Origin of the sequence: Actinotalea soli (assembly GCF_017565425.1) — a bacterium.
GTDB lineage: Bacteria > Actinomycetota > Actinomycetes > Actinomycetales > Cellulomonadaceae > Actinotalea > Actinotalea soli.
In genome coordinates this window covers 693200-713473 of sequence record NZ_JAGEMK010000001.1, presented here as the reverse complement: position 1 = coordinate 713473, position 20274 = coordinate 693200, and the positions used below count along the sequence as shown (strand labels likewise).

The 20274-nt window shown below is 71.5% G+C and carries 15 protein-coding genes; 14 read left to right on the top strand and 1 reads right to left on the bottom strand.

Annotated elements, in window-relative coordinates:
• Positions 1 to 73: 73 nt before the first annotated feature.
• The 10 genes from J4G33_RS03280 (at position 74) to J4G33_RS03235 (ending at position 13346) form a co-directional block, all read left to right on the top strand.
• Complete coding sequence (locus J4G33_RS03280) at positions 74 to 1144, top strand: substrate-binding domain-containing protein (RefSeq protein WP_208054437.1); 1071 nt, start codon at positions 74 to 76, stop codon at positions 1142 to 1144.
• A gap of 82 nt (positions 1145 to 1226) precedes the next feature.
• The gene (locus tag J4G33_RS03275; protein ID WP_243758374.1) at positions 1227 to 2426 is read left to right on the top strand and encodes a Gfo/Idh/MocA family protein; all 1200 of its coding nucleotides are present in this window, start codon (positions 1227 to 1229) and stop codon (positions 2424 to 2426) included.
• Between the two features lies 1 nt (position 2427).
• Positions 2428 to 3432, top strand: coding sequence for a sugar phosphate isomerase/epimerase family protein (locus tag J4G33_RS03270; protein WP_208054436.1), 1005 nt, complete (start codon positions 2428 to 2430; stop codon positions 3430 to 3432).
• A gap of 121 nt (positions 3433 to 3553) precedes the next feature.
• Complete coding sequence (locus J4G33_RS03265; protein WP_307793701.1) at positions 3554 to 7714, top strand: 3-keto-alpha-glucoside-1,2-lyase-like domain-containing protein; 4161 nt, start codon at positions 3554 to 3556, stop codon at positions 7712 to 7714.
• Between the two features lie 96 nt (positions 7715 to 7810).
• Complete coding sequence (locus J4G33_RS17910) at positions 7811 to 8338, top strand: pilus assembly protein CpaE (RefSeq protein ID WP_372434944.1); 528 nt, start codon at positions 7811 to 7813, stop codon at positions 8336 to 8338.
• Positions 8339 to 8393: 55 nt separating this feature from the next.
• Positions 8394 to 8690 (top strand): Asp-tRNA(Asn)/Glu-tRNA(Gln) amidotransferase subunit GatC, encoded by a 297-nt coding sequence (gatC, locus tag J4G33_RS03255; protein ID WP_208054435.1) that lies wholly within the window; start codon positions 8394 to 8396, stop codon positions 8688 to 8690.
• On the top strand, positions 8690 to 10228 hold the full coding sequence (gene gatA / locus J4G33_RS03250) for an Asp-tRNA(Asn)/Glu-tRNA(Gln) amidotransferase subunit GatA (protein WP_208054433.1): 1539 nt from the start codon (positions 8690 to 8692) through the stop codon (positions 10226 to 10228). The genes gatC and gatA overlap by 1 nt, the downstream gene beginning before the upstream one ends.
• Positions 10225 to 11736: an Asp-tRNA(Asn)/Glu-tRNA(Gln) amidotransferase subunit GatB gene (gene gatB, locus J4G33_RS03245; protein ID WP_208054431.1), complete on the top strand. Its 1512-nt coding sequence runs from the start codon at positions 10225 to 10227 to the stop codon at positions 11734 to 11736. Before gatA ends, gatB begins: the two co-directional genes overlap by 4 nt.
• Before the next feature lie 70 nt (positions 11737 to 11806).
• On the top strand, positions 11807 to 12388 hold the full coding sequence (locus J4G33_RS03240; protein ID WP_208054429.1) for a GNAT family N-acetyltransferase: 582 nt from the start codon (positions 11807 to 11809) through the stop codon (positions 12386 to 12388).
• A 25-nt stretch (positions 12389 to 12413) separates the two neighbouring features.
• On the top strand, positions 12414 to 13346 hold the full coding sequence (locus J4G33_RS03235) for a 2-hydroxyacid dehydrogenase (protein WP_307793700.1): 933 nt from the start codon (positions 12414 to 12416) through the stop codon (positions 13344 to 13346).
• A 33-nt stretch (positions 13347 to 13379) separates the two neighbouring features.
• Here the strand turns inward: J4G33_RS03235 and J4G33_RS03230 are convergent, their stop codons facing one another.
• Positions 13380 to 14384: a LacI family DNA-binding transcriptional regulator gene (locus J4G33_RS03230; protein ID WP_208054425.1), complete on the bottom strand. Its 1005-nt coding sequence runs from the start codon at positions 14382 to 14384 to the stop codon at positions 13380 to 13382.
• Between the two features lie 109 nt (positions 14385 to 14493).
• Here J4G33_RS03230 and J4G33_RS03225 point away from each other — a divergent pair, with 109 nt between their 5' ends.
• The 4 genes from J4G33_RS03225 (at position 14494) to J4G33_RS03210 (ending at position 20115) form a co-directional block, all read left to right on the top strand.
• Positions 14494 to 15795 carry an ABC transporter substrate-binding protein gene (locus J4G33_RS03225; RefSeq protein WP_208054423.1) on the top strand — a complete coding sequence of 434 codons (1302 nt, stop codon included), beginning with the start codon at positions 14494 to 14496 and terminating at the stop codon, positions 15793 to 15795.
• Positions 15796 to 15800: 5 nt separating this feature from the next.
• Positions 15801 to 16847, top strand: a complete 1047-nt coding sequence (locus J4G33_RS03220; RefSeq protein ID WP_208054422.1) for a carbohydrate ABC transporter permease — start codon at positions 15801 to 15803, stop codon at positions 16845 to 16847.
• On the top strand, positions 16844 to 17743 hold the full coding sequence (locus tag J4G33_RS03215; RefSeq protein ID WP_208054420.1) for a carbohydrate ABC transporter permease: 900 nt from the start codon (positions 16844 to 16846) through the stop codon (positions 17741 to 17743). Before J4G33_RS03220 ends, J4G33_RS03215 begins: the two co-directional genes overlap by 4 nt.
• 62 nt (positions 17744 to 17805) lie before the next feature.
• The gene (locus tag J4G33_RS03210) at positions 17806 to 20115 is read left to right on the top strand and encodes a beta-xylosidase/alpha-l-arabinosidase (RefSeq protein WP_372434943.1); all 2310 of its coding nucleotides are present in this window, start codon (positions 17806 to 17808) and stop codon (positions 20113 to 20115) included.
• The last annotated feature ends 159 nt before the right edge of the window (positions 20116 to 20274 follow it).

Here is a 20274-nt window from a genome sequence, read left to right as displayed (position 1 = left end):
AGCCACCTGTCCACCTGGGCCGCGCCACCTGCGCTGCTCGTCCGACCCCACGCTCGACCCAAGGAGGAAGTCCATGTCCGCACCACTGGAGCTGCGCCGTCGCTGGACGCTCGCCGCGGCCGCCACGGTCGCCACCGCCGCCCTCGTCACCGGCTGCACCTCGAACACCCCCGTCCCCGAGGAGGACGAGGGCACCACCTCCTCCGACGGTGGCGGCGAGGCCATGGGAGGTGCCAACGCCGAGAGCGGCGAGACCGTCACGATCGGGTTCTCGGCGCCTGCCGCGGACCACGGCTGGATGGGCGCGATCACCCGGGCAGCCCTCGAGGAGGCCGAGCGGTACGACGACGTGGACCTGCGCGTCGCCGAGGCCACGAACGACGTGAACCTGCAGATCAGCCAGATCGAGACCTTCATCAACGACGGGGTCGACGCGATCGTGCTGCTGCCCTTCGACGGTGCGGCTCTGACCGAGGTGGCGATCGAGGCGATGGAGGCCGGGATCACGGTCGTCAACGTCGACCGCGAGTTCTCCAGCCCGTTCGCCGCGCGCACCACCGTGCTCGGCGACAACTACGGCATGGGGGTCAGTGCGGGCACCTACATCTGCGAGCAGGTCGGCGACGACCCGGACGCCGTGGTCGCCGAGATCGCCGGCATCGACTCCCTGCCCCTGACCCAGGACCGGAGCCAAGGTTTCGAGGACGCCCTCGCGGACTGCGGCCTGGACGTCGACAACCGCGTCGCCGCGGACTTCACCGTCCAGGGCGGCCAGCAGGCCGCAGCCAACCTGCTCCAGGCGGCCCCGGAGATCGACGCCCTGTGGAACCACGACGACGACCAGGGCGTCGGCGTCATGGCTGCGATCGAGGAGGCCGGCCGGGACGAGTTCGTCATGGTCGGCGGCGCGGGCTCGGCGAACGTCATGCGGGAGATCCAGGAGGACGACTCGGTCCTCAAGGCGACCGTGGTCTACCCGTCGACCCAGGCCGCCGACGGCGTGCGCCTGGCGCGGCTCATCGTCCAGGGCAAGGCCATGGCGGACCTGGTCGAGGTCGAGGTGCCGCGCACCGTCCAGCTCTACGCCCCCGTCGTGACGGTGGACAACGTCGAGGAGTACCTGCCCACGGCCTTCGAGTCCTGAGCGCCTCGCCGGGGCGGGTGCCCGCGCACCCGCCCCGGCGTGCCCGGCAGGTCGAGCGGTCCCGTACGGAGGAAGAGGAACGATGGTCAACCAGCAGGCCCGGCGGCTCGGCGTCGGCATGATCGGCTACTCCTTCATGGGGGCCGCCCACTCGCAGGCGTGGCGGGTCGCACCACGCTTCTTCGACCTCCCGCTGGCGCCCGAGATGACGGTGGTGGCGGGGCGCACCCGCAGCGCGGTCGAGGCCGCGGCCGAGCGGCTCGGGTGGGCCGAGGCCGAGACGGACTGGCGGCGCCTGCTCGAGCGGCCCGACGTCGACCTCGTCGACATCTGCACCCCGGGCAGCACCCACGCCGAGATCGCCCTGGCGGCCCTCGCCGCGGGCAAGCACGTGCTGTGCGAGAAGCCGCTCGCCAACTCGGTCGCCGAGGCCGAGGAGATGGCCGCGGCCGCAGCCGTGGCCGCGCGCGACGGGGTGCTCGCGATGGTCGGCTTCACCTACCGACGGGTCCCTGCGCTGTCCTTCGCGCGGCAGCTGGTGGCCGAGGGGCGCCTGGGGACCATCCGGCACGTGCGGGCCCAGTACCTGCAGGACTGGATCGCCGACGAGGAGGCGCCGTTGTCCTGGCGGCTGGACCGCGAGAAGGCCGGCTCCGGGGCGCTGGGGGACATCGGCGCGCACGTGGTCGACCTCGCGCAGTTCATCACCGGCGAGCGGATCACGGGGGTGAGCGGCCTGCTCGAGACCTTCGTGCACGAGCGACCCGTCGCGACCGAGCACGCGGGGCTGCACGGCTCGGCCGGCAGCGAGCGCGGTCCGGTGACCGTCGACGACGCGGCGGTGTTCCTCGCGCGCTTCTCGGGCGGCGGGATCGGCACCTTCGAGGCGACGCGGTTCGCGTGGGGCCGCAAGAACGCGATCCGGCTCGAGATCAACGGCTCGGCGGGGTCCCTGGCCTTCGACTTCGAGGACATGAACGTCCTGCACTGGTTCGACGCCGCGGACGAGGCCCGCCTCGCGGGGTTCCGCAGGATCGTCGTGACCGAGCCGGAGCACCCGTACGCGGCGGCGTGGTGGCCCCCCGGCCACGGCCTGGGCTACGAGCACGGCTTCACCCACCAGGCCGTGGACCTCGTGCGCTCGTTGGCGGCGGGGGAGCAGCCCCGGCCGTCCTTCGCCGACGGCCTCGTGGTCCAGCGGGTGCTCGACGCGGTCGAGCGCAGCGCAGCGGCCGACAGCATCTGGACGACCGTCCCGACCGACACCATCCAGGAGGACTGACATGGCTCGACCCGTCACGCTGTTCACCGGCCAGTGGGCCGACCTCCCCTTCGAGGAGGTCGCCCGGCTGGCCTCCGAGTGGGGGTACGACGGCCTCGAGATCGCCTGCTGGGGGGACCACCTCGACCCCTGGCGCGCTGCCGAGGACGACGCCTACGTGCAGAGCAGGCTCGACGTGCTCGAGAGGTACGGGCTCCAGGTGTGGGCGATCTCCAACCACCTCAAGGGTCAGGCCGTGTGCGACGACCCGATCGACCAGCGGCACCGGGACATGCTCTCGGACCGGGTGTGGGGCGACGGCGACCCCGAGGGTGTCCGCCAGCGGGCCGCCGAGGAGATGAAGCTCACCGCCCGGACGGCAGCCCGCCTAGGGGTCAAGACCGTGGTGGGCTTCACCGGGTCCTCGATCTGGAAGTACGTCGCGATGTTCCCGCCGGTCTCCGCCGAGCTCGTCGACGCGGGGTACCGGGACTTCGCCGACCGGTGGAACCCGATCCTCGACGTCTTCGACGAGGTGGGCGTGCGGTTCGCCCACGAGGTGCACCCCAGCGAGATCGCCTACGACTACTGGACCACCGTGCGGACCCTCGAGGCCATCGGTCACCGTGAGGCCTTCGGGCTCAACTGGGACCCGAGCCACTTCGTCTGGCAGGACCTGGACCCGGTGGGCTTCCTGGGGGACTTCCGCGACCGGATCTACCACGTCGACTGCAAGGACGCGAAGCGTCGGGTCGGCAACGGTCGCAACGGCCGGCTGGGCTCGCACCTGCCCTGGGCCGATCCGCGTCGGGGCTGGGACTTCGTCTCGACCGGGCACGGCGACGTGCCCTGGGAGGACAGCTTCCGGATGCTCAACACGATCGGCTACGAGGGTCCGATCTCGATCGAGTGGGAGGACGCCGGCATGGACCGCCTCGTGGGAGCCCCCGAGGCCCTCCAGTTCGTCCGACGCCTGGCCTTCGAGCCGCCCTCGGCGTCCTTCGACGCCGCCTTCAGCACGCGCTGACTCCCGACGGCCGGCCGCACGTCCCGGTCTGCCACCCCGCCCCGTGCCCGTCGCGACGGCGGCGGCTCCGCCCTGCCCTGATCCCGCGTCCCGGTGCATCACCGCCCGTCAAGGAGGAAGAGTGCGATCACGAACGGTGCAACGCCCGACAGGCCTCGTCGCCCTGCTCGGTCTGTCCCTGCTCGGCTCGATGGTGACGACGGCAGCCCTGCCGACCGCTGCCCGAGCCGACGACCTGCCACCGCAGCAGCCCGGCGTCACCCTGCGCACCTACACCCTGGGCACCGAACCGCAGGCGATCTGCGAGATCAGGCCCGGCACCACGCCGAACGTCGACAAGCTCATGCCCACGATCGACTACACGACGCACGAGCAGTTCGGCGCGGTGGACAGCTTCCGCACCGACGTCCTCGCCAGCCTGCACACACCGGTCGACGGGGAGTACTCCTTCCGCCTGACCAGTGACGACGGCTCGCGGCTGCTCCTGGACGGCCAGCTGGTCGTCGACCACGACGGCTTGCACGAGGCGACCGCCAAGGAGGGGGTGGTCACCCTGTCGGCAGGCCACCACGCCCTGCTCGTCGAGTACTTCGACGCCGGCTACGACCAGGTGCTGCGCCTGGAGTGGCGCCCGCCGGGCGCGGAGGAGTTCGTGCTGGTGCCCGAGTCGGCGCTGAGCACCGATCGCGACGTCGTGCGGGTGACGGCGCCCGGCACGAAGTACTGCACCGGGGACACCGACACCCCCGGCGACGGCCTGCGGCTGGACGCGGTGCACCCCGACTACACGCTGACCGACCTGCTGCCCGAGGGTTTCGAGCCGATGGTCTCGGCCCTCGACTGGACCGCGGACGGGGAGCTCGTGCTCGTCACCTCGGGCTCGGTGAGCCCTTCCGGCCCGGTGCCGGACCCTGAGCCGGGAGAGGTCTTCCTCCTGGGCAACGTGACCGGGGAGACGAGCGCCGAGGAGGTGACCGTCACCAAGGTCGCCACCGACCTCCTCAACCCGATGGGGGTCGCGGTGGTCGACGGCTCGATCTACGTCTCGGAGCGGGACCGGCTGACCGAGCTGACCCCCGACGAGGACGGCGACGGCCTGCGCGAGCACCGGACGGTGGCCGAGTGGCCCTACGGGGAGAACTTCCACGAGTTCGCGTTCGGCCTGCTGCACGACGAGGACCACTTCTACGTGACGCTGTCGGTCGCGATCGACAACGGGGGTGCCACCACCGACCCGCAGCCCGCCGAGAACCGCGGGACGAGCATCACGATCGACCGCGAGACGGGAGAGGTCGAGTACGTGGCGGGCGGCCTGCGCACCCCGAACGGCCTCGGCTGGGGCCCCGGCGGCGAGCTGTTCGTCATGGACAACCAGGGCGCCTGGCTGCCCTCCTCGAAGCTGGTCCACATCAAGGAGGACCGCTTCTTCAACCACTACACGACCCCGGCAGGACCCTTCGACAGCCAGCCGGTGACCAAGCCCGCCCTGTGGCTGCCCCAGAACGAGATCGCCAACTCGCCCAGCAACCCCGTGCTGCTCGAGCACGGGCCGTTCGCCGGGCAGATGCTCTTCGGTGACGTCACCTACGGAGGCCTGCAGCGCGCCTTCCTCGAGGAGGTGGACGGTGAGTACCAGGGGGCGGCCTTCCGCCACACCGCAGGGCTCCAGGCCGGGGTCAACCGGACCGTCGTCGGGCCGGACGGCGCCGTCTACGTCGGTGAGATCGGCGAGGCCGGGAACTGGAGCGAGAGCGGCAAGCTCGACTACGGGCTCCAGAAGCTCACGCCCACGGGCGCCGAGACCTTCGACATGTCCTCGATGAGCGTCACCGAGGACGGGTTCGTGGTGCGCTACACCCAGCCGCTCTCGGAGCAGACCGCGCAGCGGATCAGCGCGAACGCCGCGGACGGCTACCAGGTGCAGCAGTGGCGCTACGTGCCCACGCAGCAGTACGGCGGACCGAAGGTCGACGAGGAGGTGCTGGTCGTCTCGGCGGCCGAGGTGTCGCCCGACCGGCGGACCGTCCACCTCACGATCGACGGCCTGAAGCCGGACCGCGTGGTGCACCTGCGGTCCCCGCGGCCCTTCACCGACGCCGGTGGCACCGAGCTGTGGAGCACCGAGGCCTGGTACACCCTGAACGCGATCCCCGGTTACGAGGCCCCGGACGACCTCGGGTACCACGAGGCCGAGGAGGCCCAGATGCTCGGCGGCGCCAGCATCGCGGCCGACCACAGCGGGTACTCCGGCTCGGGGTTCACGGCAGGGCTGCAGAGCCCTGGCGCCTCCGTCACGTTCACCACCGAGCGTGACGAGGCGGGCACCGTCCCGATCCACGTGCGCTACGCCAACGGACCGAACCCGTTCGAGGGGGCGAAGCAGATGACGCTCCATGTCAACGGTGCCGCCGTGGGACCGGTCGAGTTCCCCAGCACGGGGGACTGGAAGACCTGGAGGACCCTCAGCCAGGACGTCGACCTGCTGCAGGGCACGAACACGATCTCCTTCCGCTACGAGCCCGGCGACGACGGGAACGTCAACATCGACGTGCTCCGCGTGGGTGCCGAGCCCGACATCTGCGCCCCGAGCACCCCTGAGGACGGGTACGCCGCGCTCTTCGACGGCACCCTGGCGAGCCTGGACCACTGGCGCCTGGCCGGGGCGGGATCCTTCGGACGGCAGGCCGACTGCAGCCTGCGCACCCAGGGCGGGCTGGGCCTGCTGTGGTACACGGCGCAGGCTTTCGAGGAGTACAGCCTCAAGCTGGACTGGAAGCTCGTGAAGGACGACAACGGCGGCGTCTTCGTGGGGTTCCCGAACCCGGGGAACGACCCGTGGGTCGCCGTCGACCAGGGCTACGAGATCCAGATCGACGCGAGCGACGCGGAGGACCGGACCACGGGCGCGATCTACACCTTCCAGGGGGCCGACGCCGACGCGGTGGCCGAGGCGCTGAACCCCGTGGGCCGGTGGAACGAGTACGAGATCGAGGTCTCGGGGGACACCATCCGGGTGCACCTCAACGGCGTTCTCGTCAACGACTTCACGAGCACGGACCCCGCTCGTGATCTGTCCACCGGCTTCATCGGGGTGCAGAACCACGGTGCGGGCGAGGCGGTGTTCTACCGGGACGTGCGCATCCGGGGGACAGCGTCCTCAGGGCGGTCCTACGAGCTCGAGGACGGCGTGCTCGACGGCGGTGCCGAGGTCGGCACCGAGCACGCCGGGTACTCCGGCCGCGGTTACGTGCAGGGTTTCGACACCCCCGGTGCGTCGGTGGCCACGACGGTGGTGGTCGACGCCGCCGGGACCTACCCGGTGACCGTGCGCTACGCGAACGGGCCCCACCCGTTCGCGGGCCCCAAGACGGTGTCGGTGCTCGTCGACGGCGTCGACCGCGGGCGGCTCACGGTGCCGAGCACGGGGCAGTGGACGCGATGGTCGAGCATCACGACGGACCTCGCCCTGCCGCAGGGCGAGAGCACCGTGACGCTGCGGTACGCGGACGGGGACGACGGCAACGTCAACCTGGACCGGCTCCGCCTCGGTGAGCCGGTCCCGAGCACGGCACCGGTCACGAGGGCGACGGTGGCCCCGGCGCCCGTGAACGGGTGGTACCCGGTCGAGCCCACGGTGACCTTGGTGGCCGAGGGCGACCAGGGCGTCGCGTCGACCGAGTACCGGCTGGACGACGGCGACTGGCTCACCTACGAGCAGCCCTTCGTCGTGGTCGGTGAGGGTGAGCGCACGGTGTCCTTCCGCTCGACGGGCACCTCGGGGACCGTCGAGGAGGCCTCGACCATCGCGGTCGCGGTCGACACGGTCGCTCCCGAGGTGATCCTCGAGGACGGTGCCAGGACGTACACGGTCGACGAGGAGATCGCGATCGGGTGCACCGCGACCGACCCCGCACCCGGGTCTGGCATCGCCTCGTCGACCTGCGCCGATCTTGCGTCCCCTGCCTGGGAGCACGGCGTGGGCTCGCACACCCTGACCGCCTCGGCGACGGACGTGGCCGGGAACGTGGGGGAGGCCTCCACCGAGGTGAGCGTCACTGCCACCTACGGGTCGTTGCGGACCCTGGTGCACCGGTTCAGCAGCAGGTGGCTCGTCACGGTCGGCCTCAACGCGACCCTGACCCTGGCCGAGCGCACCCGGAGCAGCACGGTGCGGCACTGGCTCCTCAGCGCCTTCGACAGCCAGGTCGCCGCCCAGACGGGCCGGGCCTTCACCGCGGAGGAGAGCAGGGTCCTGCGGGCCTCGGCGGCAGTCCTGCCCTGACGTGGGGGGGGGGGCCCCGCGGGGGGGGGGGCCCCCGGGGGGCGGGGGCCACGCCCGCACGTGCCCTGACGCTCGCGGGGGCCGATACTGGACGGCATGATCTCCGCCGAGCTCGCCGTGGCCCTCCGAGACGCCGGGGTCCGCTGGCGGCCTGCCGCGGGGGACAGGTTCGTCATTCCCCAGCCCGAGCTCGACGGCGAGATCTTCACCCTGAGCGAGATGACCATCGAGGCCCGGGAGTACTCCACGGGCACGGTCCTCGGCTTCAACGGCACGACCGAGTGGGCCCTGGACTCGGTCGCCCAGGAGGAGGCGCTGTGGCTCCCGCGCGAGGACCAGATGCGCGAGCTGCTCGGCGGCACCTTCGTCTCCCTCGCCCGGGTGCCTGCCGCGGAGGAGCAGGACGACGCGGGCTCGGTCGAGAGCGCCCGGGACGGTGCGGTGGGGGAGGCGCCCGCGGCCGGGGGCGGGGACGTCGACGAGGCCTCGGGCCCCGACCTCCTCTTCGAGGTCACGACCCGCGGGGGCCGCGGCACGGTCGAGGTCCACGCGGCGCCGAGCGCCGCCGACGCCTACGCCCTGGCCCTGCTCGCCCTCGTCGAGCGGGCCACCACCGACGCGTGACGCGCCCGGTCGGCGAACCTCGGGCCGTCCCGCGGCACCACTAGACTCACCGACCATGTCCACCATCTCCCGCGAGGAGGTCGCACGCCTGGCTGGTCTGGCCAGGATCGACCTGACCGAGTCCGAGCTCACACGACTGGCCGGGGAGCTCGACGTCATCGTCGACTCCGTCGCCAAGGTCAGCGAGATCGCCACCGAGGACGTCGCGGCGACCAGCCACCCGCTGCCGCTGACCAACGTCTTCCGTGCGGACGTGCCCGAGGAGCCCCTGCCCGTCGCCGACGCCCTCGCCGGCGCGCCGTCGGCCGAGGGTGGCCGCTTCGCCGTCCCGCAGATCCTCGAGGAGGACTGATGGCCACCCAGCCGTCCAGCGACCTGACCCGCCGCACCGCGGCCCAGCTCTCCGAGGCGCTCCGCGCCGGTGAGGTCACGAGCGTCGAGGTCACCCAGGCCCACCTGGACCGGATCGCCGCGGTCGACGGCGCGGTCCACGCCTTCCTCCACGTCTCGGCCGAGGAGGCCCTCGCGACCGCTCGCGAGGTCGACGCCCGACGCGCGGCCGGCGAGGAGCTCCACCCGCTCGCGGGAGTGCCGATCGCCGTCAAGGACGTCGTCGTGACCAAGGGTCTCCCCACCACGGCGGGCTCGAAGATCCTCGAGGGCTGGGTGCCGCCCTACGACGCGACCCTCGTCGAGCGCCTGCGCGCGGCTGGCCTGCCGATCCTCGGCAAGACCAACATGGACGAGTTCGCGATGGGGTCCTCGACCGAGCACTCGGCGTACGGCACCACCCACAACCCCTGGGACCTGGACCGGATCCCCGGCGGTTCCGGAGGCGGCAGCGCTGCGGCCCTCGCCGCCTACGAGGCCCCGCTGGCCATCGGCACGGACACCGGTGGCTCGATCCGTCAGCCCGGGGCCGTCACGGGGACGGTCGGCGTCAAGCCCACCTACGGCGGGGTCTCGCGGTACGGCCTCATCGCTCTGGCCTCGAGCCTGGACCAGGCAGGCCCCGTGACCCGGACGGTGCTGGACTCGGCGCTGCTGCACGAGGTCATCGGGGGGCACGACCCGCGCGACGCGACCTCGCTGCCCGAGGACCTGCCGGGGCTCGTCGCCGCGGCCCGGGCCGGGCAGGGCGGGGACCTCACCGGGGTCCGGGTCGGCGTGGTCGACGAGCTCAACGGCGAGGGCTACCAGCCCGGGGTCCGGGCGCGCTTCGAGGAGTCCCTCGAGCTGCTGCGCCGGGCCGGGGCCGAGGTCGTGCACGTCTCGTGCCCGCACTTCGGGCACGCCCTCGCGGCCTACTACCTCATCCTGCCGAGCGAGGCCTCGAGCAACCTGGCCAAGTTCGACGGCATGCGCTTCGGCCTGCGGGTCGAGCCGACCGAGGGCACCGTGACCGCCGAGCGCGTCATGGCGGCGACCCGGGGCCAGGGCTTCGGGGACGAGGTCAAGCGCCGCATCATCCTGGGCACCTACGCCCTCTCGGCGGGCTACTACGACGCCTACTACGGCAGCGCGCAGAAGGTCCGCACCCTGATCCAGCAGGACTTCGCGGCCGCCTTCGAGCAGGCCGACGTCCTGGTCTCGCCGACGGCCCCGACCACGGCGTTCAGGCTGGGGGAGAAGCTCGACGACCCGCTCGCGATGTACCTCAACGACGTCGCGACGATCCCCGCCAACCTCGCGGGGGTCCCGGGCATGTCCGTGCCGAACGGGTTGTCGGAGGACGGGCTGCCCGTGGGCTTCCAGATCCTCGCCCCGGCCCGTGCCGACGACCGCCTCTACCGCGTGGGCGCCGCCCTGGAGACTCTGCTCGAGCGCGAGTGGGGCGGACCGCTGCTGAACCGTGCACCCGAGCTCGCGACCGAGGGGACCACCCGATGAGCACCACGACCCCGCCCCTGGTGGACTACGACGAGGCCATCTCGCGGTTCGACCCCGTCATCGGCATCGAGGTCCACGTCGAACTGGGCACCGCGACCAAGATGTTCGACGGTGCCTCGACCGAGTTCGGCGCCGAGCCCAACACCCAGGTCACCCCGGTCTCCCTCGGGCTGCCCGGGGCGCTGCCGGCCCTGAACGGCAAGGCCGTCGAGTCGGCGATCAAGATCGGCCTCGCGCTCAACTGCGAGATCGCCGAGCTGTGCCGGTTCGCGCGCAAGAACTACTTCTACCCTGACGTCCCGAAGAACTTCCAGACCTCGCAGTACGACGAGCCGATCGCCTTCGACGGCTGGATCGACATCGAGCTCGACGACGGCGAGGTGGTGCGCGTCGAGATCGAGCGCGCCCACATGGAGGAGGACGCCGGCAAGAACACCCACGTCGGCGGCGCGACCGGGCGGATCCACGGAGCCGAGTACTCCTTGGTCGACTACAACCGCGCGGGCATCCCGCTGGTCGAGATCGTCACCCGCCCGATCACCGGGGTGGGCGACCGTGCCCCCGAGGTGGCGCGCGCGTACGTGCAGACCCTGCGGGACATCTTCCGGGCCCTCGACGTCTCCGAGGCGAGGATGGAGCGCGGCAACGTCCGCGCCGACGTCAACGTCTCGCTGCGTGCGACCCCCGAGGCGCCGCTGGGCACCCGGACCGAGACCAAGAACGTCAACAGCTTCCGGTCGGTCGAGCGGGCCGTGCGCCACGAGATCTCCCGCCAGGCGGGCGTCCTGGACGCCGGCCGCACCGTCACCCAGGAGACCCGGCACTGGCACGAGGACACCGGGGTCACGACCGCGGGTCGCGTGAAGTCCGACGCCGAGGACTACCGCTACTTCCCCGAGCCGGACCTGGTGCCGGTCGCGCCCAGCCGGGAGTGGGTCGAGGAGATCCGCGCGACCCTGCCCGAGATGCCGGTCGCGCGCCGCCGCCGGCTGCAGACGGAGTGGGGCTACGCCGACGCCGAGATGCGTGACGTGGTCAACGCGGGGGCGATCGAGCTCATCGAGGCCACGGTCGCTGCCGGGGCTGCGCCCGCCGCCGCCCGCAAGTGGTGGATGGGCGAGCTCGCCCGCACCGCCAAGACCGAGGGGGTCGAGCTGGCGGACCTGCCCGTGACCCCGGAGCAGATCGGCCAGCTCCAGCAGCTGGTCGACGCCGGCCGGGTCAACGACAAGCTCGCCCGCCAGGTCCTCGCCGGGGTGCTGGCGGGGGAGGGCAGCCCCGAGGAGGTCGTCACCGCGCGCGGTCTCGAGGTGGTCTCCGACGACGGCGCGCTGCTCGCCGCGGTCGACGAGGCCCTCGCCGCACAGCCGGACGTCGTCGAGAAGATCCGTGGGGGCAACCAGGGGCCGGTCGGCGCGATCATCGGTGCGGTCATGAAGGCCACGCGGGGCCAGGCCGACGCAGGCCGGGTCCGGGAGATCGTCCTCGAGCGGGTCCAGCAGGGCTGAGGGCGCCCCTCGCTAGGCTCGGCAGCAGCCGTCCGCCTCCGCGGTCCGGCGCGGAAGCGAGGAGCCTGCCATGCACACCCCCGTCCTGACCGGAGAGCTCGTGACCCTCCGGCCGATCACGGCAGAGGACCTCGAGCCCATGTGGGAGATGGTCGAGGACCCTGAGGGCCGTCGGCTGACGGGCACGACGGCGACCTTCACCCGCGAGCAGGTCGCCGAGTGGTGCGCGACGGTCGCCGACCGCCCGGACCGGGTGGACCTCGCGATCACCCACGGCAGCGACGAGTACCTGGGCGAGATCGTCCTGAACGACATCGACCGGGAGAACGAGAACGCCAACCTGCGCCTCAGCCTGCGTCCCGGTCAGCGGGGCCGAGGGTTCGGCGGCGAGGCGATCGAGCTGGTCCTGGCGCACGCCTTCGCCGACCAGCCCGAGGGGCTCGGTCTGCACCGCGTCTCCTTGGACGTGCTGAGCATCAACCCCCGTGCCCGGATGCTCTACGAGAGCCTTGGCTTCCGCACCGAGGGACGGCTCGTGGAGAGCCACCGCGACGGGGAGTTCTGGTGCGACGCGATCCTCATGGCGGTCCTCGAGGAGGACTACCGCGCGGGCCTGACCCCGACGGCCGTGGACGCCGCCGACCGCGGCTGATCCGTCCATGGGCCAGGATGGTCCGGTGCTCACCGTGACCGTCGCCCATGCCGACCTGCTGACCGGACTCGAGGCCCGAGGGATCCCCACCGGGGCCCGGGTGGTCCTGTGGGACCTCGTCGACCCCGCACCGGTGCCCGTCGAGGAGATCGACGTCGTCGTCGTCCCGAACTACTTCGTCAGGCGTGAGGGGTACCGGGCGCTCGAGGGCCTGCCCCGGTTGCGGGTGGTCCAGCTGCCGAGTGCCGGGATCGAGCACGCGCTGCCCCACCTGCCCGCGGGCCTGACCGTCTGCAACGGACGAGGGGTCCACGACGCGGGGACGGCTGAGCTGGCCCTGGCGCTGACCCTCGCCTCGCAACGGGGGCTCGACGAGGCGATCGGGGCGATGCCCGAGGGCAGGTGGCAGCCGACCTACCGCTCCTCCCTCGCCGACCGCCGCGTGCTCGTGGTCGGGGCGGGGGCCATCGGCAGTGCGGTCGCGCGGCGGGTGGAGGCCTTCGAGGCCGAGGTCGTCCGTGTGGGGCGCAGCGCACGCCGCACCTCCGAGGGCCAGGTCCACGCGATCGACGAGGTGCCCGCCCTGCTGCCGACCGTGGACGTCGTGATCCTCGTCGTCCCGCTCACCGAGGAGACCCATCATCTGGTCGACGCCGCCTTCCTGGCGGCGCTGCCGGACGGCGCCCTGGTGGTCAACGTCGCGCGAGGCAAGGTGATCGACACCCAGGCCCTGCTCGCCGAGCTGGAGTCGGGCCGGCTCCGGGCGGCCCTGGACGTGACCGACCCCGAGCCGCTGCCGGCCGACCATCCGCTCTGGCGTGCGCCTCGCACGATCATCACCCCGCACGAGGGCGGGTACACCGACGCGACCACACCACGGCTCGTGGACCTCGTCGGTCGTCAGGTCGACGCCCTCGTGGCGGGGGAGGAGCCCGTCAACGTCGTCGCGCGGACCTGAGCCCAGGCCGTTCGTGCAGGCTGCCGGCGTCGGTCAGACCGCGCGGCACGAGCGGCGCTCGACCAGCTCGGTGGGCAGGCGCAGGTGGGTGCTCTCGCGCTCGGTGCCGTGGATGAGGTCGACGAGCAGCCGCAGTGCCTCCGCGCCCATCTGCTGGATGGGCTGGCTGATGGTGGTGAGCGAGGGCGTCGAGAGGGCCGACTCCGGGACGTTGTCGAAACCGATGACCGAGAGGTCCTCGGGGACTCGGAGGCCCAAGGACTGCGCGACGTCGATGGTCCGTAGGGCAGAGAGGTCGTTGGCGGCGAAGACGGCCGTGGGGGGCTGGGGCAGGGTCAGCAGCTCGCGAGCGGGCTGGTCGGCCGTCTCGGGGCGGTAGCCACCGATCCGCATCAGGGCTGGGTCGGGCTCGATGCCTGCTACCTGCAGGGCCCGGCGGTAGCCCTCCTCGCGCAGACGTGCGGACTCGAGGTCGGTGCGACCGCCGAGGAACCCGATGCGTCGATGGCCCAGGCTCAGCAGGTGCTCGGTGGCCGTGACCGCGCCGGCGAAGTTGTCCGAGTCGACGGTGGGGAGCCCCGAGGGGCCCGTGTGCGGGTCGACCGCGACGACCGGGATCCCGTACTGCGCGTCCACGACCGTGGGGGTGACGAGGATCGCGCCGTCGATCAGGGTGCCGCTCAGGCGCGAGAGGTAGCGACGCTCCCAGCCGACGTCGCTGCCCGCTCGACCGCCGCCCGAGTAGGCGAGGAGCTCGTACCCGGTGCCCTGCACGCTGCGCGAGGTCCCCTTGAGCAGCTCGGTGCTGAACGGCTCGAACTCCGCGACCAGGATGCCGATGACGTTGGTCCTGTGGCTGCGCAGGCTCCTCGCCACCAGGCTCGACTCGTACCCGAGCTGGTCGATGACCTCCTGGACGCGGCTGAAGGTCGCCGCGGCCACGCCGTACCGGCCGTTGATGACCTTCGAGACGGTCGCGACCGAGACGCCCGCCGTCCTGGCGACGTCGCCGATCGTCACCCGCCCGGTTGGTTGCACGGCGCTACTGTATCGGATCGATAACGTTATCGATACCGATTGACATGGCCTGACGTGCGATGCAAAACTCGATCGACCGTTCGTCAAAGAAGACCGAGGGGACGACCCAATGACGCGTAACCGAGCTGGATCAGCCGTCGCGCTGACGCTGAGCGTGGCGCTGCTCGCCGCTTGCACCGGCGGCACCACCGACAACGGCAACGACGCCGGGAGTGATGGCGAGGAGGTCACCCTCACGTGGTGGCACAACTCCAACGCCGAGCCCGGTCAGGGCTACTACGAGCAGGTGGCTGCTGACTTCGAGGCGGAGAACCCGGGCGTCACCATCGAGATCAGCGCCCTGGCGCACGCAGACATGCTCACGCGCCTGAACGCGGCGTTCCAGACGGGCGACACGCCGGACATCTACATGGAGCGCGGCGGCGGTGAGCTGGCCGCTCACGTCGAGGCAGGACTGACCAAGGACATCTCCGAGGACGCAGCCGACACCATCGAGAAGCTCGGGGGCACTGTCGCCGCGTGGCAGGTGGACGGCCAGACCTATGCGCTGCCGTTCTCCTTCGGCCTGGTCGGCTTCTGGTACAACGAGGCGCTCTTCGAGCAGGCCGGCATCAGCGAGGCGCCGGAGACGATGGATGACCTCTACGCCGCGGTCGACGCGCTCAAGGCCGCGGACATCGAGCCGATCGCCGTCGGTGCCGGTGACGGCTGGCCCGCCGCCCACTACTGGTACTACCTCGCCCTGCGGCACTGCAGCGAGGACGTGGTCAACAACGCCGTGGCCGAGCGCGACTTCTCCGACCCGTGCTTCGTCGCGGCCGGTGAGAGCCTTCAGGAGCTCATCGAGGAGGAGCCGTTCAACACGGGCTTCCTCGCGACCCCCGCCCAGGAAGGTCCGACGAGCGCCTCCGGTCTGCTCGCCACGGGGCAGGTCGCCATGGAGCTCGCAGGTCACTGGGAGCCCGGAGTCATGCAGGGCCTCACCGAGGACGGTCAAGGTCTCGGCGAGGACACCGGCTGGTTCACGTTCCCCGCGGTCGAGGGCGGCGAGGGTGACCAGTCCGCCGCGCTCGGTGGCGGCGACGCCTGGGCCGTCTCCGAGGGCGCTCCCGACGCGGCTGTCGACTTCGTCGAGTACCTGCTGAGTGACGAGGTCCAGATCGGCTTCGCCGAGAACGACATGGGTCTGCCGACCAACCCCGCCGCCAACGACGCGGTGTCCGACCCGGCCCTGGCCGACCTGCTGGCGATCCGTGATGAGGCGCCGTACGTCCAGCTCTACTTCGACACCCTGTTCGGGGAGAACATCGGCGGTGCGATGAACGACGAGATCGTGCTGCTCTTCTCCGGTGGCACCACGCCGCAGGGCATCGTCGACGCGATGCAGGCCGCAGCGGACCAGGAGGGCTGATCGCGGTGGCAGACGACGTCACGGCCCGCACGGGCACCGGCGCCGCTGCCGCCTCGCCTTCTGGGAGCGTTCGTACTGCCGACCGGGCCCCTGCCCGGTCGGCAGTACGAGCCGCAGGTGGGCGCCAGGACGGCCGCAGGTCGATGTCCAGCCAGGTGCGCAAGCGCTTGGAGATCTTCTTCTTCGTCGCTCCGGCGCTCGTGCTGTTCGCCCTCTTCGTCGTGGTGCCGGTCATCCAGGCCGGTCGCTACTCGGTGTACCGGTGGAACGGGCTCGGCCCGATAGACAACTTCGTCGGGCTGCAGAACTACGCGGATGCACTCCGCGACCAGGTCTTCACGGGCGCCGTCATGAACAACTTGACGATCATCGTCCTGTCGATCCTGATCCAGCTGCCGCTAGGGCTGCTGATCGCGCTCCTGCTCAACCGGGAGATGAAGGGCCGCACGGCGCTGCGCGTGATCATCTTCGTGCCGTACGTCCTGGCCGAGGTCGTTGCTGGTGTGATCTGGCTCATGCTGCTCCAGCCGCGGGGCCCGGTGGACGCGATCTTCGACGCGCTGGGCCTGGGTGGGCTCAAGCAGCTCTGGCTCGGCGACCCGGACATCGCCCTCTACACGGTGATGTTCGTGCTCACCTGGAAGTACCTCGGTCTCGCGGTCATCCTCTTCCTCGCCGGCCTCCAGGGCGTGCCCCCCGACCTCTACGAGGCCGCGCAGATCGACGGAGCCTCGTGGTGGCAGGTCCAGCGGAAGATCACCATCCCGCTGCTCGGCCCGACCATCCGGACATGGGGATTTTTGTCCATGATCGGATCCCTGCAGCTGTTCGACATGGTGTGGATCCTCACCGGGGGTGGTCCGGCGAACTCCACGATGACCATGGCCACCTACCTGATCAACCAGGGGACCAACCGCAGCCTCTACGGCTACTCGTCGGCGGTGGCCGTGCTCGTGTTCGTCATCTCCCTCGTCCTGGCGGCGATCTACCAGGGGTTCGTCCTGCGCCGTGACGCCCAGGACACGCCCCGGACCAAGAAGGTGAAGCGATGAGTGCTCCTACCAGTGTCGCCGTCCCCGGGAAGGCAGCACGCCTCGAGGGGAGGGACCGCCGCCGACGGAGCAGCAACTCGTTCAAGGGCGGAAGCCCGCTCGTGTACGGCGCCGCGCTCCTCGTCGTCATCGCGACCCTGGGGCCCGTGGTCTACGCGGTCCTGGGCGGCTTCCGGTCGAACGCGCAGCTGGCGGCAGCACCGGTCAGCCTGCCCGACCCCTGGGTGTTCACCAACTACGTCAACGTCCTGACGTCGTCGGACTTCTGGCGCTACGCGTTCAACTCGATCGTCGTCGCGCTCGTCACGACGGGGATCGTGGTGGTCTTCGGCGTCATGGCCGCCTACCCGCTGGCAAGGTACCGGTTCAAGGGACGGAACACGCTGTTCATGGTGTTCGTGCTCGGACTGCTGTTCCCGCTGACGGTCGCGATCATCCCGCTGTTCCTGATGCTCCGTGACCTGAATCTGACGAACACCTTCTGGGGAGTTGCACTGCCGCAGGCTGCCTTCGCCCTGCCGATGACGATCGTCATCCTGCGTCCGTTCCTCATGGCGCTGCCGCAGGAGCTCGAGGAGGCAGCCATGCTCGACGGCGCCTCGCGCATCGGATTCTTCTGGCGGATCCTGCTGCCCCTGTCAGGCCCGGCGATGGTGACGGTCGGTGTGCTGGCGTTCGTCGCCTCGTGGAACGCCTACCTGCTCCCGCTGCTGATCCTCAGTGACCCGGCAGCACGGACCCTGCCGCTCGGCGTAGCCAGCTTCTCGAGCGAGCACGCGCAGGACACCGCGGGGATCCTCGCCTTCACGTCCTTGGCGATGATCCCGGCGCTGGTGTTCTTCCTGGCGATGCAGAAGCGCATCGTCAACGGCTTGCAGGGTGCGGTCAAGGGCTGACCCACGACGTCCCGACGGGGTGCACCTGGGCGCCCTGTCCGCCACAGCAGTGAGGAATGACGATGACTGATGTCGAGGTGGGGTTCGCCCCTGTGACGAGCACGGTGAGGGGGCCGTCCGAACGCTCCCTGGAGCTGCTCGGACGGATGACGCTGGAGGAGAAGGTCGCGCAGATCGTCGGCTTCTGGGTCGACGAGGGCGGTGACGTCGTCGCCCCGATGCAGGGCGAGATGGGCGAGGGCTCCGGCAAGCTCGAGGAGTTCACGCGGCACGGTCTCGGTCACTTCACGCGGGTCTACGGCACCCGGCCGGTCGACCCGGCCGAGCGGGCCGCGTGGCTGCGCGACCAGCAGCGACGCCTGGTCTCGGAGACCCGGCTGGGCATCCCCGCGATCGTCCACGAGGAGTGCCTGACGGGGCTTGCCGCCTGGCAGGCCGCGACGTTCCCCACCCCGCTGGCGTGGGGAGCCGCGTTCGACCCCGACCTGGTCGAGCGGATGGGGGCCGTGATCGGTGACTCGATGCGAACGCTCGGTGTGCACCAGGGGCTGGCCCCCGTGCTCGACGTCGTGCGCGACGTGCGGTGGGGACGGGTCGATGAGTGCATCGCCGAGGACCCGTACGTCGTCGGCACGATCGGGACGGCCTACGTGCGAGGCCTGCAGTCGACCGGCGTCCACGCCACGCTCAAGCACTTCGTCGGGTACTCCGCCTCGCGCGCGGGACGCAACCTCGCGCCGGTGCACGCCGGCCCGCGCGAGCTCGCCGACGTGCTGATGGTCCCGTTCGAGATGGCCGTGATCGACGGCGACGTCCGCTCGGTGATGCACTCCTACGCGGAGATCGACGGCGTTCCTGTGGCGGCCGACCCCCGTCTGCTCACCGGTGTGCTCCGGGACGAGTGGGGCTTCGACGGTGTCGTGGTGGCCGACTACTTCGGGGTCGCCTTCCTGCACCTGCTGCACGGGGTGGCCGAGGACCTCGGGGACGCGGCGGGCCAAGCCCTCGCGGCCGGCATCGACGTCGAGCTGCCGACGGGCAACGCCTACCTCCAGCCGCTGGTGGAGAAGGTCCGTGCCGGGCTGGTCGACGAGGCCCTCGTCGACCGGGCCGTGCTGCGCGTGCTGCGCCAGAAGGAGGAGCTCGGCCTCCTCGACGCGACATTCGACGAGCCCGCGCCGCCCGAGGTCGACCTGGACTCCGCCGCTCACCGGGAGGTCGCTGCCCGGCTCGCGGAGGAGTCGGTCGTGCTGCTCTCCAACGACGCGACGCTGCCGCTCGCCGCGCCGGGCTCGGTGGCTGTGATCGGCCCCAACGCCGATCGCTCGGCCGCGCTCTTCGGCTGCTACTCGTTCACCAACCACGTGCTGGCGCACCACCCCGACGTGCCGCGGAGCCTGGAGGTCCCGACGGTGCTCGAGGCCCTGCAGGAGGAGCTCGCGGGTGCCGAGATCGTGGCGGCCCGGGGCTGTGCGGTGGACGACGAGGACCGCTCGGGGTTCGACGAGGCGGTGGCCGCAGCACGCGGTGCTGAGGTCGCCGTCGTCGTCGTCGGGGACCATGCCGGTCTGTTCGGCCGCGGGACGGTCGGCGAGGGGTGCGACCGCGACGACCTGGAGCTGCCGGGTGTGCAGCGCGAGATGGTGGAGGCGGTGCTCGACGCCGGTACGCCGGTCGTCCTGGTGCTGCTCACCGGACGGCCGTACGTCGTCGACTGGGCGCTCGAGCGGTGCGCCGCGGTGGTCCAGGCCTTCTTCCCCGGCGAGGAGGGCGGCCGCGCGATCGCCGGTGTGCTGACGGGCCGGGTCAACCCGTCCGGCCGGCTGCCGGTCAGCCTGCCCTCGTCCGCCGGGGCGCAGCCGCAGTCGTACCTGCGTCCGCGCCTGGGAGCAGGCACCGACACCACCAACCTCGCTGCAGCCGCGGTGCTGCCGTTCGGGCACGGGTTGTCCTACACCTCGTTCGCCCGCACCGAGCTGCGGTGCGACGCCGAGGTCGCCGCAGGCGGCACGTTCGAGGTCAGCGTCCTGATCACGAACACCGGCGAACGCGAGGGCGACGACGTCGTCCAGCTCTACGGGCGAGACGTGGTCGGCAGCGTGACGCGTCCGACCGCGCAGCTGCTGGGCTACCAGCGGCTGCGGCTGGCAGCGGGGGAGTCGGCGCGCGTCGCCTTCCGCGTCCCGACGACGCGGTTGGCCTTCTCCGACCGGGACATGGTGCGCATCGTCGAGCCCGGGGCTGTCGAGCTGTGGGTGGGTCCCTCGTGCCTCGAGCGCGAGACCGAGGCGACGCTGACCATCGGCGGACCGGTCCACCGCGTCACCACGGCCGACGACCGCTGGGTCGTCACGGACGTCGTCCGGGCCTGACGCGCACCCACCTCGCCCGACGCCGCCCGCCTCGCCTCAGGCGGGGCGGGCGGCGCACGCCTCGATCGCGGCCCGCAGGCAGGCTGCCAGGCCCTCGCCGATCTCCTCGGTCTCCCGCTGGTGCGCAGCCTGGCCGTCCCGTCGTCGTGGATGCTGGAC

Bases quoted from the DNA above. Each gene is read 5' to 3' on its own strand.
- J4G33_RS03280 (WP_208054437.1), top strand. From the start codon at position 74: ATGTCCGCACCACTGGAGCTGCGCCGTCGCTGGACGCTCGCCGCGGCC.
- J4G33_RS03275 (WP_243758374.1), top strand. From the start codon at position 1,227: ATGGTCAACCAGCAGGCCCGGCGGCTCGGCGTCGGCATGATCGGCTAC.
- J4G33_RS03270 (WP_208054436.1), top strand. From the start codon at position 2,428: ATGGCTCGACCCGTCACGCTGTTCACCGGCCAGTGGGCCGACCTCCCC.
- J4G33_RS17910 (WP_372434944.1), top strand. From the start codon at position 7,811: ATGATCTCCGCCGAGCTCGCCGTGGCCCTCCGAGACGCCGGGGTCCGC.
- gatC (WP_208054435.1), top strand. From the start codon at position 8,394: ATGTCCACCATCTCCCGCGAGGAGGTCGCACGCCTGGCTGGTCTGGCC.
- gatA (WP_208054433.1), top strand. From the start codon at position 8,690: ATGGCCACCCAGCCGTCCAGCGACCTGACCCGCCGCACCGCGGCCCAG.
- gatB (WP_208054431.1), top strand. From the start codon at position 10,225: ATGAGCACCACGACCCCGCCCCTGGTGGACTACGACGAGGCCATCTCG.
- J4G33_RS03240 (WP_208054429.1), top strand. From the start codon at position 11,807: ATGCACACCCCCGTCCTGACCGGAGAGCTCGTGACCCTCCGGCCGATC.
- J4G33_RS03225 (WP_208054423.1), top strand. From the start codon at position 14,494: ATGACGCGTAACCGAGCTGGATCAGCCGTCGCGCTGACGCTGAGCGTG.
- J4G33_RS03215 (WP_208054420.1), top strand. From the start codon at position 16,844: ATGAGTGCTCCTACCAGTGTCGCCGTCCCCGGGAAGGCAGCACGCCTC.
- J4G33_RS03210 (WP_372434943.1), top strand. From the start codon at position 17,806: ATGACTGATGTCGAGGTGGGGTTCGCCCCTGTGACGAGCACGGTGAGG.